This window comes from Kitasatospora sp. MAA19, assembly GCF_029894125.1.
In the GTDB taxonomy this organism is placed as follows: domain Bacteria; phylum Actinomycetota; class Actinomycetes; order Streptomycetales; family Streptomycetaceae; genus Kitasatospora.
In genome coordinates this window covers 76,104-91,329 of the sequence record NZ_JARXYZ010000023.1, presented here as the reverse complement: position 1 = coordinate 91,329, position 15,226 = coordinate 76,104, and the positions used below count along the sequence as shown (strand labels likewise).

The following is a 15,226-nucleotide window of genomic DNA, read 5'->3' as shown; positions in this document are numbered from 1 at the left end:
ACACCAACCCGACCTCGATGGGACAGAGAGTGACGCGAGTGACACTCGCCCGGAAGCCTGGCGGGCCCCATCGGGCCCGCCAGGGCCGGACTTTCGCCCGAACGGGCAGGCGGCACGTCCCGTTCGTACAGTGAAACCTGCCCTTTCGCCCATGCTTGACACCTCGTCAACCACACGACGGGGAGGCCGGATCGCCGACCGGGCGGTCGGTCAGAAACGGGCGAACAGGCCGTCCAGGTGCCGGTCGACGGCCGCCAGCACGGCCACCGGCTCGATCACGCGCAGTTCGAGCAGGGTGGTGAACCCGGTGAGCGCGAGCAGCAGGTCGGTCTCCACGACCGCGTCGCGGTCGGGGGCGATCAGCCCGTCGGCGATCGCCTGCCGGACCACCTGCTCGACCATCGCCCGCCCCTGCAGCAGGCCGCCCCGCGCCCGCGCGAGGACGTCCTCGTCGTGCAGCGCCTCCAGGACGTAGGCGGCGCCCATCCGGCTGGTCGCCCGCGCGTCGGCGTGCAGCGGCAGCATCTCGACCAGCGTCACCCGCAGCACGTCACGCGGGTGCGGCCGCTCGCCGAGCTCCGCCAGGCCCCGGCCGACCCGCCGGGCCGTCTGCTCGCCGGCGAGGTCCATCGCGAAGGCGAGCATGGCCGCCCGTGAGGTGAAGTAGTGCTGGAGCTGACCGAGCGAGATGCCCGCCTCCTGGGCGACCTCACGCATGGTCAGGTGCGTGGCGCCGCGCCGCTCCACCACCCGCCACAGCGCACGGGCGATCGTCTCGCGGCGCTCCTGGTGGTCCACCTGCTTCGGCATCGTCGGCCACTCCCCGAATCTTTTCCATACAGTTGACATAATACAGCTGACCGATAACCCTGGGGGCAGTCGGACCGAGGAGCACCATGCCTGAGCACGACCTGCCCGAATACCCGACCGTACGCGCCGCCGAGGGCCTGTTGCGCGGCCGCCGCCACGGCGGACACGCCGTCTTCCGCGGCATCCCGTACGCCCGGCCCCCGGTGGGCGCGCTTCGCTTCGCCGCCCCCGCGCCGGTCGAGCCCTGGCACGGCGTCCGCGAGGCGGCGGAGTTCGGCCCGACACCGCCGCAGTCCGGCCCGGTGGCCGCCGCCCCCACCGAGGGCACCGACTGGCTGACGCTCAACGTCCACACCCCCGACCCGGGCTCGGCGGGGCTGCCCGTCCTGGTCTGGATCCCCGGCGGCGGCTACATCGCGGCGGCCTCGGACGACCCCATGTACGACGCGACGGCCCTGGCCTCCGCCGGGCTCGTCGTGGTCAGCCTCAACTACCGGGCCGGCGTCGAGGGTTTCGCCCTCCTCGACGGCGTCCCGGCCAACCGCGCGCTGCTCGACCAGATCGCCGCGCTGCACTGGATCCGGCGCAACATCGCCGCGTTCGGCGGCGACCCCGACCAGGTCACGGTGGCCGGCCAGTCCGCCGGAGCCGGGTCGATCGCCGCCCTGCTCACCATGGAGCCGGTGCGCGGCCTGTTCCGACGTGCCGTCACCCACTCGGTGCCGGGCAGCCACTGCACCCCCGCGCTGGCCGCCGAGGTCACCGCCGCGCTGGCAGGCCGGCTCGGCACCGCGCCCACGGCCGCCGCCCTGTCGACCGTCGCCCCCTGGCACCTCGCCGAAACGCTCACCGCACTCAGCGCCGACCTGCCCGGACACGGCGGGCGCTGGGGGGCCTTCGCCCAGTCCGGCGCCGCGGTCTGCCCGGTCGTCGACGGCGAGGTCCTGCCCGAGGCGCCCTGGCCCGCCCTGGCCTCCGGCCGGGCCGCCGGCATCGACCTGCTCGTCGGTCACACCCGGGACGAGTTCCGGCTGTTCACCGTCATGACCGGCCTGCTGGGCACCTTCACCGAACAGGACGCCGCCACCGCGCTCGACCTCTTCGCCCCGCAACCGGACGGCCCCGACGCCTACCTCGCCGCGTACCCGCAGGCCTCCCCGGACGAACTGCTGGAGGCCGTCCGCTCCGACGCGCTGTTCCGGATGCCCTCGCTCCAGCTCGCCGAGGCCAACACCGCCGCCGGCGGCACCTCGTACCTGTTCGAGCTGGCCCTGCCCTCCCCCGCACTCGGCGGGGCCCTGGGCGCCTGCCACAGCCTCGACGTCCCGCTGGCCTTCGGCACCCTGGACAGCCCGATCGGCCGTCAACTGCTCGGCGACACCCCCTCCCCGGAGGCCCGCGCGGTGTCCGCCGAGCTCCACCGGGCCTGGGTCGCCTTCGCCACCACCGGTGACCCCGGCTGGCCCGCCTTCCAGACCGAAGGGCAACTCACCCGCGTCCTGGACGCCCACCCCCGGACGATCCGCTACCCCGAGCAGGACGCCCGCCGGATCTGGGCCGGACACCACCCCGCCGCCTTCGACCTCCACTGAAGCCGGACCGGGAGCCGCGCCGCCGCCGTCCGAGGCCGGTCGAACCCTCCGGAAGGCGGCGGCGCCGTCACCCTCAGGCGCTGCGGCGCAGCACCGCCGCCTCGAACTCACCGAAGCCGCACTCCTGCTGCCACTCCTGCTCCGCTTTGGGGCTGGCCGCCAGGAGCGCCTCGCAGCCCGCGCTGGGGTGGGCACTGCCGAGGGTGTCGGCCGCGCACTCGGGGGCGGGGCGGAAGTGGTCGCGGTCCTGCCAGAGGCTGCGGCCGGGCAGGAAGGCGTATTCCAGCGACGTCCGGGCCAGGTCCTTCAGGTCGCGGTAGCCCAACCGGTAGCGGGTGGCGGCCTTCTGGTACTCCTCGGTGATGTCGCCGCGCGAGACGCCCGGGTCGTCGGTGGCCAGGGCGGTCGGGACGCCGTGGCGGCGGTAGAGCGGGAAGGGGTGGTCCGGCCCGGCGACCTGGAGGATCTGCTCGTTGCTGGTCAGCGGCACCTCGATCAGGACGTGCCGCTCGGCCAGGGTGTCCAGCAACCCGGCGGAGTCGTCCTCGTGGACGACGTCGACGCCGTGGCCGATCCGCTCGGCGTGGCCGGTCACCACGGCCTCGCGGATGTGGAAGCGCAGGTCCTCGGGCTTGACCAGTCCGGGCACCAACTCGCCCGCGTGCAGGGTGATGTGGGCCTTGGGGTAGAGCGGGTGCAGGAAGTCCAGCATCCGCATCTGGAGGTCGTAGTTCTCCAGCGAGGCCGGGTAGTCCTCGGGCTGGACGAGGTTGACGGCGACGAACCGGTCGTCCCGGCTGGCGAGTTCCATGCCGAGCAGCAGTTGGGTGAACACCCGGGCGGGAGTGGAGGCGCGGGAGGCCTGGGAGATGATCCGGACGGTGACGGCGCAGCCGGGCGCCGGGCGGTCCCCGTCGCAGTCGGCGGAGGCACGGTACTCGGCGAGCATCTGGTCGGCGTCCGAGCCGGCCTGGGTGACGAGTTGGTCGATGCCGCCGTCGGCGAGCAGCTTGTCGCGCAGCTTGGCGAAGTCGGGGTCGAAGCCGACCTTGGCGGCGAGCGCGGCGGCGCCGGCCGAGGCCGGGGTGAGCATCGTCTCCAGGTAGCTCTGGTGCTGCTCGGCCATGGTGTCGGTGACCTCGGCCAGCATCCGGCCCGGGTGGCGCCAGCTGGCCTCGCCGAACTTGCCGAAGGTGGCGAAGAAGTGGTCGTGGCCCGACTCGGCGCCGGGCACGAAGTCCTGCATCGACCAGGCGCGGATCACCTGCTGCCGGAAGTCGGGGTCGGACACGGCGTCGGCGGCCGGGCGGGCGGTGGCCGAGCAGGGCGCGACCTGCGCGGTGAGGGTCGCGGTGTCGATACAGAGGCCGTCCTCGGCGGCGAGTCGGATCAGCAGTTCGGTGGAGACCGCACCGGACAGGTGGTTGTGCAGGTCGCCGCCCTTGGGCAGGTCGTGGAGGAAGCGGCGCAGCTCGTCGGGGTTGTCGCGGATGCCGTCCAGGTAGGCGGCGACCCGCTGCTCGGCGCCGCCGCGGAAGGCCTGGGCGACGGGCACCGGTGCGGCCTGGGCGGCGGCGGGGACCAGGGGTGCCAGCAGCGCCGCGCAGGCGGCGACCGCGGCGATGGTGGTTCGGCGTAGCGTGATCATGACCGTATGCTCACGTCCGCCCCCGGTCCCCGCCGCCCTCCCGGGCCCTTGTCCCGCTGACACCACCCGGACGGGTGATCAGTGGCATGGCCGGTACGACGCGTCCGTCCGAACCACCGCTCGTACGTCCGGGCGGTCCGGTGCTACCGCGCCAGCAGCTTCTGCAGCTCGGCGGCCACCAGGGCCGAGGAGGCCGGGTTCTGACCGGTCACCAGGTTGCGGTCGACGACCACGTGCGGCGCCCAGGGCTCGCCCTCCTGGAAGTCCGCACCGAGGTCCACCAGGCGGTCCTGGAGCAGCCACTTCGCCCGGTCCGCCAGACCGCCCTGGACCTCCTCGGCGTTGGTGAAGGCGGTCATCCGGTACCCGGCGAACGGCGAGCTTCCGTCCTCGCCGCGGGCCGCCAGCAGCGCCGCCGGGCCGTGGCAGACCACGCCGAGCGGCCGGCCGGAGGCCAGCACCCGGGTGAGCAGCCGACCGGAGTCGGCGTCGACCGCCAGGTCCTCCATCGGGCCGTGGCCGCCGGGGTAGAACACGGCGGCGTAGTCCGCCGGGTCGACCTCCGCCAGCTTCACCGGTCGGCGGAACTCCTCGACGGCCTCCAGGGCCGCAGCCGTCGCCGGGTCGGTCAGGCTGGCCCGGTCGGCCACCGGGACGACGCCGCCCGGGGTGGCGACGGTGATCCGGTGACCGGCGGCGGTGAGCGCCTGGTACGGGACGAGGGCCTCCTCGGCCCAGAAGCCGGTCGGGTGTTCGGTGCCGTCGTTGAGCGTCCAGACCTTCGCGCCGGTCAGGACGAACAGGATGTCGGCCATGGTGCTGCCTCCAGGGTTGCGGTCCCCGCCACGGCTCTCCCGCCGCAGCGATCACGCCGCCGAACCTAGACCGGCCGCCCCACGGGGGACCAATGGACACGACGATGCCTGGCATCGAAATTCCGATGTCTCCGACGGGCCGCCGAGCCATCGGAATCCCGTACGCTCGCGACCATGACCGATCGGGTGACGCCTGGCTCCGGCCCGCTGGACCTCAACCAGCTGCGGACCTTCCTCGCGGTGCACCGCGCGGGTTCGCTCACCGCGGCCGCACACCAGCTGGGCCTGTCCCAGTCGACGGTGACCGCGCAGGTCCGGGCACTGGAGCAACGGCTCGGCCGGGAGCTGTTCGAGCGCCGGGCGCGCGGGGTCAGCCCGCTGCCGTACGCCGACGACCTGGCGGCCCGGCTGTCGGCCCCGCTGGACCAGCTGGCGGGCGTCGCCGCCGGACCCGACGGCGCCGCGCCGGAGCCGGTGCACCTCGCCGGGCCGGCGGAATTCCTCGGCACCGTGCTGCTCGGCGCGCTGGCCCCGCTGGTCGCCGAGGGCGTCCAACTGCGGGTCACCACCGGGCTCACCGACCCGCTGCTGGACGAACTGCGAACCGGGCGGCATGACCTGGTGGTCGCCACTCGGCGCCCGCGCGGCCGCACGCTGCTCGCCGAACCGCTGGCCGACGAGGAGTTCGTCCTGGTCGCGGCCCCGGTGTGGGCCGAACGGCTGGCCGGCCGGGAACTGCCGGCCGCCCTCGCCGAAGTGCCGCTGCTCAGCTACGCCGAGGATCTGCCGATCGCCCGCCGCTACTGGCGGCACGTCTTCGACCGGCGCCTGCACGCCCGGGCGGCCGTCACCGTGCCGGACCTGCGGGCGGTGCTCGCCGCGGTGACGGCGGGCGCCGGCTGGAGCGTGCTGCCCGGCTACCTGTGCCGGTCCGAACTCGCCTCCGGGGCCCTGCGGTTGCTGCACCAGCCGGCCGACCCGCCGATCAACACCGCCTACCTGGTCCGGCGCCCGGCCGGCTCCGCCAACCCGCACGTCGCCCTGGTCCGCGAGCGCCTGCTCGACGCCGCGCGCAGGTGCGGCTGCTGAACGCCTGGCGCGACAGCCGTCAGATCGCCAGCCGTCAGATCGCCAGGTCCCGCCGTTCCAGCAGCCGGAAGGCCGCCAGCAGGCCGAGCAGGCCGACACCGGTGAGCACGCCCAGCGACAGCCACGGGACGCCGCCGTGGGCCAGCACGTCGCCCGGCGTGTAGTAGTGGAACGGGCTGAGGTAGCGCAGCGACCGGGCCGGGGACCAGGCCAGGGCGACGAAGTTGAGGGCGAAGCCGACCGCACCGAAGGCGACGGCGGCACCGATCACGTACGCCCGCCGCCGGGTGAGCGCGGACACCGCGAGCACCGGCCCGGTGAGGCAGAACGCGAGGGCGCAGCCCAGCAGCCCGGCGGCGAACACCCCGCCCTCCGGCACGGCCGCGTGCAGCTCGGGCGAGAGCGCCACCCCGAGCGCGACGGTGAGCGTGGCGGCGGCGTTGAGCAGAACCGTGGCGGCGACCAGGGCGCCGGCTCGTTCGGCGAGCAGGCGTCGCCGGGAGACCGGGCGGGTCATCAGCAGTTCGATGGTGCCGGACTCGACGTCGGCCGCGACGGCGGCGGCGCCGAGCGAGCCGATCACGGTCAGCTGCAGCGCGATCCAGAACGGGTGGGTGAGTCCGGCGCCGAGCAGCCCGGGGTAGCTGGCGATCGAGACGTCGCCGTTGGAGCCGCTGAAGGCCTTGAACGCGCCCGGCGGGCTGCTGCGGGCGCCGAACAGGTCGGTGGGCGGGATGGTGCCGGCGATCACCACGATCAGGGTCTCGAAGACGATCATTCCGAGCAGCAGGCTGATCAGCATCCGGCGCCGCCGGTGCAGGGCGAGCCAGACCAGTGGGAGGTGGCGGCTGACGGTCCCGGCGCTCACGGGCGCTCCTCCGATCCGGCGTCGGCGGCTTCGGTCGCGTCAGCGCCGTCGGCGGCTTCGGTGCCGTCGGTCGCGCGGTAGAGGTCGAGGAAGGCCTCGTCCAACCCCGCCTCCTCGACGGTGAGGTCCGCCACCGGCAGCTCGGCCAGCAGCGTGCGGACGGCCGCGACCACGTCGTCCGGCGGCACCAGCAGTTCGACCCGGTCGTCCTCCCAGCGCGGCGACCACCGCTCGGCCCGCCCCAGTGGCCGGGCGCCCCGCCCGTCGGCGAAGGCCAGCCGGACCCTGCGGGCCCGGGCCTGGCGCAGTTCGGCCACCGAGCGGACGGTCACCAGGCGGCCCCGGCGGACGATCGCGACCCGGCCGCAGGTCCGCTGCACCTCGGGCAGCACGTGGCTGGAGAGCAGGACGGTCCGCCCGGCCGCGGTCTCCTCGGCGAGCAGCTCGAAGAAGGTCTCCTGGACCAGCGGGTCCAGCCCCTCGGTCGGCTCGTCCAGCACCACGACGGCGGGCCGGTGCTGGAGCGACTGGACGAGCCCGAGCTTCTGCTTCATACCGCGCGAGTACTCCCCCACCGGCCGCGCCAGATCGGCCCGGGAGAGCTTCAGCCGCTCGCAGAGGTCGCGCTGGCCCGGCACCGGGGCGCCCTGGAGCGCGGCGAGCAGGTCGAGGGTCTGCTGCCCGGTGAGCTCGGGGTAGAGGCGCAGTTCGCCGGGCAGGTAGCCGATCGACGGGGCGAGGCTGCGGTGGTCGGCCACCGGGTCCAGGCCGAGGACCCGCACCTGCCCGGCAGTGGGGCTGAGCAACCCGACCAGGCAGCGCAACGTGGTGGTCTTGCCGGCGCCGTTCGGGCCCAGCAGGCCGAACACCTCTCCGGCGGTGACGGTGACGTCCAGCCGGTCGATGCCGACCGTGGCGCCGTAGCGTTTGGTGAGCGACCGCAGTTCGATCACCGGCCGCCCGCCGGTCGCGGTCCCGTTCGTCGGCATCGCCCACCTCCTGTCACGGGTGCGACGCACATCAAAGCGCGTACGGCCGGGTGAGTCGAGAGACGCGGCCGAATTCGCCGCGCCCGGGTCGATCCCCGATCACGCCGACCACCGTCCGGCGGCCTGCCGACAACCCTGCCGGAGATCCCTAGCCGCGGACCGAGGCCAGGTAGGCGGCGGTCAGGTCGGGCGTGGCCAGCCAGGCGGCGTGGTCGCTCGGCTCCGCGTAGGTGTTGGCCAGTCGGCGGGCGACCGGCTCGTGCTCGGCGGCGGCCACGAACACGCCCTGCACGTGGTCGGGCACGGTGAGCATCGCGGCGGTGAACCCGACCGCGTGCCGGGCGTGCCGGCGCCAGAACCGCTCGGCGGTGCGGCACATCCAGTCCGCCGTGAAGGGGGCGTCGCCGTGCTCGACGATCGCCCGCAGGTACGCCTGCGCCGCCAGCGCGGCGCTGTTGGCGCCCTGGCCGGCGATCGGGTCGTTCACCACCACCGCGTCGCCGAGGCCGAGCACGTGGACGGCGTCGACGCCCGCGCCCAGCTCCGCCACCGGCCGGCGGACCACCGGGGTCACCGCGCCGGACAGGCCGGCCCCGGCGTCGGTCGGCTCGGCGTCCGCCCACAGCTCCGCCTCCCACGGCAGGTGCTCCTTCAGCAGCGAGCGGATCCGGGCGAGTTGGACGTCAGGCGCCGGGCCGTCGCCGAACACGTCGAGCGGCCCGCCGGGCAGCGCCTCCCACAGCAGGATCGCGCAGGGGCCGGAGAGGGTCAGCGCCGGCTGCAGGTACAGCTCACCGAGGCCGGGCAGCGCGTGCATCCGGGCCCGCGGCTCGGTGGCCGGATCAGGCGAGCCCACCCCGTGGACGTACAGGCAGGACAGCGCCCGCTGCGGCCGGTCGAACGGCGAGCGGGCGGCGTCGCGCTCGAAGACCTCGGCCAGTTCGCCGCGCCCGGCCGCGACCACCGTCAGCTCGTGCCGCCGGGCCAGCTCGCGCAGGCCGTCCCGGTCCAGCGAGCGGTACTCGACCCGGCCGCCGCGCTCCGCCAGCAGTTCCAGCCAGCGCGCCAGCTTCAGCCGCTGGTCCACCGACTGGGCGGGCTCGTCGAGCGTCATGGTGAACTCCAGCGCCCGTACGCCGGGCGGCACGGCGAGCACCGCCCGGACGGCGTGGACCGCCGGCGCCTCGCCGGCCCACAGGTCCAGCCCGGCCGCCGCCTCGGTGCGCAGCGCCGGGCCGAACATCGCCTGCGTGGACAGCACCCGCCCGCCGCGCACCTGTTCGGGCGTGCGCTCGGCGACCAGCGTCACCTCGTAGCCGGCGGCCACCAGCCCCAGTGCGAGCTGCAGGCCGGCCTGGCCCGCTCCGACGACGGCGATCCGGCGCATGGCGGCCTCCCGGTGGGCGGTTGCGACTGAGGGGTGCGGCTGACGGGCCGTCGGCGGCGCGGCCGACGGCCCGTCACGCAGGCACAGTAGCCGAGCCGCCGGGGCGCGTCACCGGGGCCGGGACGGGCCCGGCCGCCTCAGCCGCGCAGGTGCGCGGTGAGCACCTCGACCACGGCCGCGGTCTGGTCCGCCACGTAGAAGTGCCCGCCCGGGAAGACCCGCAGGTCGAAGCCGCCGGTGGTGTGCCGGTCCCACTGGGCGGCCTGGTCGACCGTGGCGTTCGCGTCGGTCTCCCCCACCAGGGCGGTGATCGGCTGCGGCACGGTCGCGTCCGGCGCACAGCGGTAGGTCTCGATGGCGGTGTAGTCGGCCCGCAGCGCCGGAAGGATCAGCTCGCGCAGCGCCGGGACGGAGAGGATCCGCTCGTCCGTCCCGCCGAGGCGGACGATCGTGTCGAGCAGCCCGTCGTCCGACATCCGGTAGACGGCGGTCTCCCGGGGCAGCGAGGGCGCGCGGCCCGCCGAGACGAACAGGCGCTCGGGCCCCGGGAGGCCGTCGCGGGCGAAGCAGCGGGCGGTCTCGAAGGCGACGGCCGCGCCCATGCTGTGCCCGAAGAAGGTCATCGGACGGTCCGTCCACTCGCGCAGCTCCCGGTAGAGCTGTTCGGCGAGTTCCGCCACCGAGTCGATCGGCGGCTCGGCGAAGCGGTTCTGGCGGCCCGGGTACTGGACGGTGAGCACGTCGGCGTGGGGCGCGAGCGCGTTGGCGTACTCCATGTAGTAGCTCGCGGAGCCGCCTGCGTGCGGGAAGATCACGATCCGGGCCGGGGCGGAGTCGGACGGGCTGAAGCGGCGGAACCACGGGTTGTCGACGGCGGCGCTGCTGGGCATGCGGATGCTGACCTCTCTCCGTAACGGACTCTGCTGGTTCCAGTCTCGCAGGGGTCCGAGCGGTGCGGGTCCCGAACGGGGCGGTTCGATGATCTTGGAGTGCTGTCGGTGGGTGACGGCGATCTGTCAGCGGTATGCCGGTTCCGCCTGTGACGGTGGGGTGCTGACGGTGCCCGCGGTCCCGAGCGTTCGGAGCCCCCGCGGGTTCCGTGCTCCCGCGGGTTCCGTGCTCCCGAGCGTCAGGAGATCGTCGTCATGTCGTCCGTAAGCCCGAACCGGTCGTGGGACGCCCGTCGGCCGCCGTCCGGCGCCGGGAGGAGCGTCCTGGTCACCGGGGGCAACGCCGGTATCGGCTACTTCGTCGCCGAGCAGCTCGCCGGCACCGGTGCCGGGGTCGTGCTCGGCTGTCGGGACGCCGGCCGGGCCGAGGCCGCCATGGCCTCGATCCGCTCCCGCGTCCCCGGGGCGTCGGTGCGCCACCTCCCCTTGGACCTCGTCGACCTGCCGTCCCTGCGGACCGCCGTCGACGGACTCGCCCTCGACCGCCTCGACGCGGTCGTCCACAACGCCGGGGTCGCGCTGGACGATCCGCCGCGTCGGGAGACCCCGGCGGGGCACGAGCTGATGTTCGCGACCAACCACCTCGGGCACCTCGCGCTCACCCGGTGGCTCGCGCCCCTGTTGGCGGCCGCTCCGGCGGGCCGGATCGTGACGGTCGGCAGCTTCGCGGCACGCTCGGAGCGGCTGGACCCGGACGATCTCCAGTCGGCCGTGGACTACCGGCCCAAACGCGCCTACGGCCGCTCGAAGCTTGCGCAGATGACCTTCGGTTTCGAACTCGACCGGCGCCTCCGCGCCGTCGGCAGCACCGTACTCAGCGTGGTGGCGCACCCCGGCGGCGCCCTCGACTCCCTCACCCCGTCCCGCCCGCCGGTGCACGTGCGCACCACCGGCGAACGGTTGCGCGGCCTGCCGGCCGGGCTCCTGGTCCAGGGCAAGCACCGCGGGGCGTGGCCCATCGTCCGGGCCGTCCTCGACCCGGAGGTACGAGGCGGAGAGCTCTGGGGCCCGGGCATCCTCGGCCTGCGCGGGGCGCCCCGCCGTGAGCCGGTTCAGGCCCACATGGCCGACCGTGCCGTCGCCGCCCGCCTGTGGGCGGCCGGCTGCGAACTGGCGGGCGTCGAGCCGCACCTCGGGCTTGTGTAGGGCGTGTCCGGTCGTGTCGGACAGGTCCTCACCGGCGCTTCGTACCGCCGGCACTCCCAGTCGGCCCCCTCCGCAACCGTCACCGAGCGCTCCCCGCCCGCCTGGTGGAACGCGGCGACAGAAGGACGCCGCGGCCGGCAGGGGCCTCAACCCGCCGTCCCGAAACGGACGGCCGCCGCCCGGGAGCGGGAGACGGCATCCAGGAGCAGCACGGACGCCGCCTCCGGGGTCGGCATCGGCCCACCGGAGCGCACGTGCCGGGTGAACGCGGCGAGCAGGCGGTCCAGGCCCCGGCGGTGGCGGGCGAAGGCGCGGGCGGAGGCGCGGCGGCCCCGGGCGCGCTGGCCGTCGAGGGCGGTGGCGGCGCCGACGTCGAGCAGCACCAGGTGCAGCCGTCGGCCCTGTCCGGCGGCCTCCCGGGCGAGCCAGCGGCGCATCCAGGCACGGCTGCCGCAGTCGTGCACCAGCAGCGGCCCACCGCGCCGGACGGAGGCGCGCAACAGCCGGAAGTGCTCCAGCCGGGCCCACGGCCGGTAGACCGCGTAGGGCAGGCGCGCGGGCATGACGGCCTCGCAGGCCTCGTGCACGGCGCGCGGGTCCACGGTCGGCACCGCCCCCGCGCCGGACCAGCGCCGCAGCAGCGTGCTCTTGCCCGCGCCCGGCAGGCCCGACACGACCACGACGGCATCGGACGGATAGTGCACGGTGAACGCCGCCCCGGCCACGCCCCGCAGGTCGACGACACCGCGCGGCCGTTCCTCGCACCCCGGCCCGCCCGGCGCCTCGGCCGTGCCCTTGCTGGTGCCCACCTGTCCCCCGTCCGTGTCCGACCGGGAACCCTAGCAACTCCCGGCCGCCGCCGCGTCCCGCCCGCGCCGGACCAGAGGTGAGATCCACTGCGTCACCCCACCTATGCTGACGACCCATCAGAAGGAGGCTGGGGCATGGCGGAGTCGGATCCGACGTACACCGGGCGGGTGTTGGCAGGGCTGGAGCGGGATCCGGGGCGGGTGGCGGTCCGCTGCGGGGAGCGGGCGCTGACGGCGCGGGAGTGCCTGGACGGGGTGTACCGGCTGGCGCGGGCGCTGGAGGGGGCCGGGCTCGGGCGCGGGGACGGGGTGACGGTGCTGGCCGGGAACCGGCCGGAGGCGGTGCTGGTGCGGTTGGCGGCGAACCTGCTGGGGTGCCGGGTGGCGATGCTGCATCCGGACGGCCCGGTCGGGGAGTCGGTGGCGCTGGCCGGGTTCGCCGGGACGTCGGCGCTGGTCTTCGATCCGGCCCGGTGTTCGGCCGCCGCCGAGGGGATCGCCCGGGCGCTGCCCTCGGTCGGCCTGTTCGCGCTGGGCCCGTCGGCCCTCGGGACGGACCTGTCGGCGGCGGCCGCGTCCTGCCCGCCCGGGCCGCTGGCGCCGCGGTACCGCCCGGAGGACGTGATGGCGGTGCGGTTCACCGGCGGGACGACCGGTCGGCCGAAGGGGGTGGTGCGCCGGTTCGCCCGGCCGCCGCGACCTCCGCTGCTGTCCGGCGCGACGTTCCTGCTCTGTACGGCGCTGTGCCACGGCGGCGGGACGACGGCGGATCTGGCGCTGGCGGCGGGCGGCACGGTGGTGCTGCAGGAGGGCTTCGCCGCCGAGGCCGTGCTGGCCGCGATCGAGCGGTTCCGGGTGTCCCGGGTGTACCTGCCGCCGCATCTGCTCTACCGGGTGCTGGACCACCCGCTGCTGTCCAGGACGGACACCGGCAGCCTGCGGCGCGTCACGTACACGGGCTGCCCCCCGTCGCCGCGCCGGTTGGCGGAGGCGACCCGGCGGCTGGGCCGGGTGCTGCACCAGACGTACAGCCTGACGGAGTGCGGGCCGGTCACCCGGCTGAGCCCGGACGAGCATCTGGACCCGCGGCTCCTGCTGACCGCCGGGCGCCCGTTCCCGGACACCGAGGTGCGGATCGTGGACGAGGACGGCGCCGTGCTGGCGCCGGGCCGGACCGGGGAGATCTGCGTCCGCACCCCGACCGCGATGGTCGGCTACTGGCGCGACCCGGAGCTGACCGCCCGGGTGCTGCGGGACGGCTGGCTGCACACCGGCGATCTGGGCAGCCTGGACGCAGCCGGCTATCTGACGGTGGCCGGGCGGCGCGATCCGATGGCGATCGTGAACGGGCACAACGTGTTTCCCCGGGACGTCGAGGAGCCGCTGCGCGCGCACCCGGAGGTACGGGAGGCGGTGATGTTCGCGACGGTCGACGCGGACCGGCTGGAGCGGGTGCACGCGGCCGTGGTCACCGTGCCGGGCTCGCGGGCGACGGCGGCGGAGCTGCACCGCTGGGCCCGGGAGCACGGGGGGCGGCGGCGGTGTGCCCCGGACACCGTCCTGGTCGTGCCGGGGATCCCGCTGACCGGGGCGGGGAAGCCGGACCTCGGCGCGCTGCGGGCGTTGGCGGAGCGCCCGGAGGGGAGGGCCGTCACTACCGCAGGGGCGCGCGAGGGAGCATGGCGCGCCGTGTAGATGCTTCGAGCGCCCGCGCGGGCGACCTCTCGCGCGGCGGGCGACGGGAAGAACCGCTTTTGGACACTCGACCGTGCGGGCCGAACTGCCGATACCTCCCCGGCGGCGTTCCTCCGCACCGTCCCCAGGAGGCACTTCCTTGACCTGGCTACGCGTCCTGACCGCCCTCGGAATCCTCGCCGTCGCGGCCAGTGCACTGCTCGTCTTCGCCCTCTGCACCGCCACGGCCCGAGGCGAGCGCGCCGGCGAGGACGCGCCCGACCTCCGCGCCGACGCCGAGGGCAGCGGGCTCTTCCAGCGGATGGGCGGCGACAACCAGCGGCAGTAGCGGCAGCCGACGCCCGCCCCTCCCCGGCACCCGCCCCTCGGTGCCCGGGCCTCGTACCCGCCCCTCAGTGCCCGGCGATGTCGTCCGGGCGGACCTCGATGTGGTCGGCCACGAGGTCGACCGCCACCCGGTGCTCCATCCCCAGCGCCTCCAGGAACTTGACCGGCAGCTGCACCCGCCCGGTACGGTCCAGCATCACGTACTCGCGCTCGTTGACCGACTCCTCGCCGTGCTCGTCCGTGACGGTGCGGCGCAGCACCTCGCTGCTGGTCCGGCCGTCCCGGATGGCGACCGTGCGGCGGACCTCGCCCGCGACCATCGGGTCGTGGGTGACGATCACGACCGTGGCTCCGAGTTCCCGGTTGACGGTGCGGAAGGACTCGAAGATCACCCCCGCGGTCTCGGAGTCCAGCTCACCGGTGGGCTCGTCGGCGAGCAGCACCGGCGGGTTGTTGGCCATCGCCACCGCGATCGCGACCCGCTGCTGCTGGCCGCCGGAGAGCTCGTTGGGGCGGCGGTGGGCGAGCTCGCCGATCTCCAGCGCCTCCATCAACTCGGCCACCCGGCCGGCCTGCTGCTTGGCCCGACCGGCCCCGCCCCGGCGGCCGCGCAGTTGCATGGGCAGGGCGATGTTCTCGGCGGCGGTGAGGAACGGCAGCAGGTTGCGGGCGGTCTGCTGCCAGATGAAGCCCACCACCTCCCGCCGGTAGCGCAGCCGCTCCCGTGCGGGCATCTCCAGCAGGTCGCAGCCGGCGACGGTGGCGCTGCCGGCGGTCGGCACGTCGAGCCCGGCCAGGATGGTCAGCAGGGTGGACTTGCCGCTGCCGGAGGCACCGACCAGGGCGACCAGGTCGCCCTGCTGGATGGTCAGCTCCAGCCCCTGCAGCGCCTGGACCTCGACGCCCTCGGCGCTGAAGATCCGCACCAGCCGGTCGCAGACGATGGCCGCACCCTCGCCGTACGCCCTGGGCGCTGCGGCAGCGAGTGCCCGCTGTTGGAGCTCCTGCAGGCTGGGGGCCTCGGCGGTCGGCCGCTCCTGGGGAGTGCTCTTCACCGCTCGTCTCCTGTCTTCACAGTCCTGGAAATCTCAACGACCTTGA

General features: G+C 75.0%; 14 protein-coding genes. 5 read left to right on the top strand and 9 right to left on the bottom strand.

Annotated features, from left to right (window positions below; genetic code table 11):
• Window positions 1-210: 210 nt before the first annotated feature.
• Window positions 211-810, bottom strand: coding sequence for a TetR family transcriptional regulator C-terminal domain-containing protein (locus P3T27_RS28655; RefSeq protein ID WP_280683611.1), 600 nt, complete (start codon window positions 808-810; stop codon window positions 211-213).
• A gap of 86 nt (window positions 811-896) precedes the next feature.
• Between P3T27_RS28655 and P3T27_RS28650 the strand changes: the two genes are divergently transcribed.
• Complete coding sequence (locus P3T27_RS28650) at window positions 897-2,402, top strand: carboxylesterase family protein (protein ID WP_280683609.1); 1,506 nt, start codon at window positions 897-899, stop codon at window positions 2,400-2,402.
• 73 nt (window positions 2,403-2,475) lie between these two features.
• Here the strand turns inward: P3T27_RS28650 and P3T27_RS28645 are convergent, their stop codons facing one another.
• Both P3T27_RS28645 and P3T27_RS28640 read right to left on the bottom strand, forming a co-directional pair.
• Window positions 2,476-4,050, bottom strand: coding sequence for an adenosine deaminase (locus P3T27_RS28645; protein WP_280683607.1), 1,575 nt, complete (start codon window positions 4,048-4,050; stop codon window positions 2,476-2,478).
• Between the two features lie 143 nt (window positions 4,051-4,193).
• Window positions 4,194-4,865, bottom strand: coding sequence for a type 1 glutamine amidotransferase domain-containing protein (locus P3T27_RS28640; protein WP_280683605.1), 672 nt, complete (start codon window positions 4,863-4,865; stop codon window positions 4,194-4,196).
• A 174-nt stretch (window positions 4,866-5,039) separates the two neighbouring features.
• Between P3T27_RS28640 and P3T27_RS28635 the strand changes: the two genes are divergently transcribed.
• The gene (locus P3T27_RS28635; RefSeq protein WP_280683603.1) at window positions 5,040-5,954 is read left to right on the top strand and encodes a LysR family transcriptional regulator; all 915 of its coding nucleotides are present in this window, start codon (window positions 5,040-5,042) and stop codon (window positions 5,952-5,954) included.
• A 34-nt stretch (window positions 5,955-5,988) separates the two neighbouring features.
• Here the strand turns inward: P3T27_RS28635 and P3T27_RS28630 are convergent, their stop codons facing one another.
• The 4 genes from P3T27_RS28630 to P3T27_RS28615 all read right to left on the bottom strand — a co-directional run bounded on the left by P3T27_RS28630 (window position 5,989) and on the right by P3T27_RS28615 (window position 10,088).
• Window positions 5,989-6,822 (bottom strand): ABC transporter permease subunit, encoded by an 834-nt coding sequence (locus P3T27_RS28630; protein ID WP_280683601.1) that lies wholly within the window; start codon window positions 6,820-6,822, stop codon window positions 5,989-5,991.
• Complete coding sequence (locus tag P3T27_RS28625) at window positions 6,819-7,811, bottom strand: ABC transporter ATP-binding protein (protein WP_280683599.1); 993 nt, start codon at window positions 7,809-7,811, stop codon at window positions 6,819-6,821. The genes P3T27_RS28630 and P3T27_RS28625 overlap by 4 nt, the downstream gene beginning before the upstream one ends.
• Window positions 7,812-7,959: 148 nt before the next feature.
• On the bottom strand, window positions 7,960-9,198 hold the full coding sequence (locus tag P3T27_RS28620; protein WP_280683597.1) for a styrene monooxygenase/indole monooxygenase family protein: 1,239 nt from the start codon (window positions 9,196-9,198) through the stop codon (window positions 7,960-7,962).
• Between the two features lie 137 nt (window positions 9,199-9,335).
• Window positions 9,336-10,088: an alpha/beta fold hydrolase gene (locus P3T27_RS28615; protein ID WP_280683596.1), complete on the bottom strand. Its 753-nt coding sequence runs from the start codon at window positions 10,086-10,088 to the stop codon at window positions 9,336-9,338.
• Between the two features lie 255 nt (window positions 10,089-10,343).
• On the opposite strand from P3T27_RS28615, the gene P3T27_RS28610 reads away from it, so the two are divergent.
• A complete protein-coding gene (locus P3T27_RS28610) occupies window positions 10,344-11,294 on the top strand; it encodes an SDR family NAD(P)-dependent oxidoreductase (protein WP_280683594.1) in 951 nt (316 codons plus the stop codon).
• Window positions 11,295-11,440: 146 nt separating this feature from the next.
• Here the strand turns inward: P3T27_RS28610 and P3T27_RS28605 are convergent, their stop codons facing one another.
• On the bottom strand, window positions 11,441-12,103 hold the full coding sequence (locus P3T27_RS28605) for an AAA family ATPase (RefSeq protein ID WP_280683592.1): 663 nt from the start codon (window positions 12,101-12,103) through the stop codon (window positions 11,441-11,443).
• A 135-nt stretch (window positions 12,104-12,238) separates the two neighbouring features.
• Between P3T27_RS28605 and P3T27_RS28600 the strand changes: the two genes are divergently transcribed.
• Together P3T27_RS28600 and P3T27_RS28595 are read left to right on the top strand one after the other, a co-directional pair.
• Entirely contained in the window at window positions 12,239-13,798 is a 1,560-nt protein-coding gene (locus tag P3T27_RS28600; RefSeq protein ID WP_280683590.1) for an AMP-binding protein, read from the top strand.
• Between the two features lie 139 nt (window positions 13,799-13,937).
• On the top strand, window positions 13,938-14,126 hold the full coding sequence (locus P3T27_RS28595; protein WP_280683588.1) for a hypothetical protein: 189 nt from the start codon (window positions 13,938-13,940) through the stop codon (window positions 14,124-14,126).
• A gap of 64 nt (window positions 14,127-14,190) precedes the next feature.
• On the opposite strand, the gene P3T27_RS28590 is transcribed toward P3T27_RS28595, so the two are convergent.
• A complete protein-coding gene (locus tag P3T27_RS28590) occupies window positions 14,191-15,180 on the bottom strand; it encodes an ABC transporter ATP-binding protein (RefSeq protein WP_280683586.1) in 990 nt (329 codons plus the stop codon).
• Between the last annotated feature and the right edge of the window lie 46 nt (window positions 15,181-15,226).

Bases quoted from the DNA above. Each gene is read 5' to 3' on its own strand.
- P3T27_RS28640 (WP_280683605.1), bottom strand. From the start codon at position 4,865: ATGGCCGACATCCTGTTCGTCCTGACCGGCGCGAAGGTCTGGACGCTC.
- P3T27_RS28655 (WP_280683611.1), bottom strand. From the start codon at position 810: ATGCCGAAGCAGGTGGACCACCAGGAGCGCCGCGAGACGATCGCCCGT.
- P3T27_RS28600 (WP_280683590.1), top strand. From the start codon at position 12,239: ATGGCGGAGTCGGATCCGACGTACACCGGGCGGGTGTTGGCAGGGCTG.
- P3T27_RS28615 (WP_280683596.1), bottom strand. From the start codon at position 10,088: ATGCCCAGCAGCGCCGCCGTCGACAACCCGTGGTTCCGCCGCTTCAGC.
- P3T27_RS28650 (WP_280683609.1), top strand. From the start codon at position 897: ATGCCTGAGCACGACCTGCCCGAATACCCGACCGTACGCGCCGCCGAG.
- P3T27_RS28645 (WP_280683607.1), bottom strand. From the start codon at position 4,050: ATGATCACGCTACGCCGAACCACCATCGCCGCGGTCGCCGCCTGCGCG.
- P3T27_RS28625 (WP_280683599.1), bottom strand. From the start codon at position 7,811: ATGCCGACGAACGGGACCGCGACCGGCGGGCGGCCGGTGATCGAACTG.
- P3T27_RS28610 (WP_280683594.1), top strand. From the start codon at position 10,344: ATGTCGTCCGTAAGCCCGAACCGGTCGTGGGACGCCCGTCGGCCGCCG.
- P3T27_RS28635 (WP_280683603.1), top strand. From the start codon at position 5,040: ATGACCGATCGGGTGACGCCTGGCTCCGGCCCGCTGGACCTCAACCAG.
- P3T27_RS28620 (WP_280683597.1), bottom strand. From the start codon at position 9,198: ATGCGCCGGATCGCCGTCGTCGGAGCGGGCCAGGCCGGCCTGCAGCTC.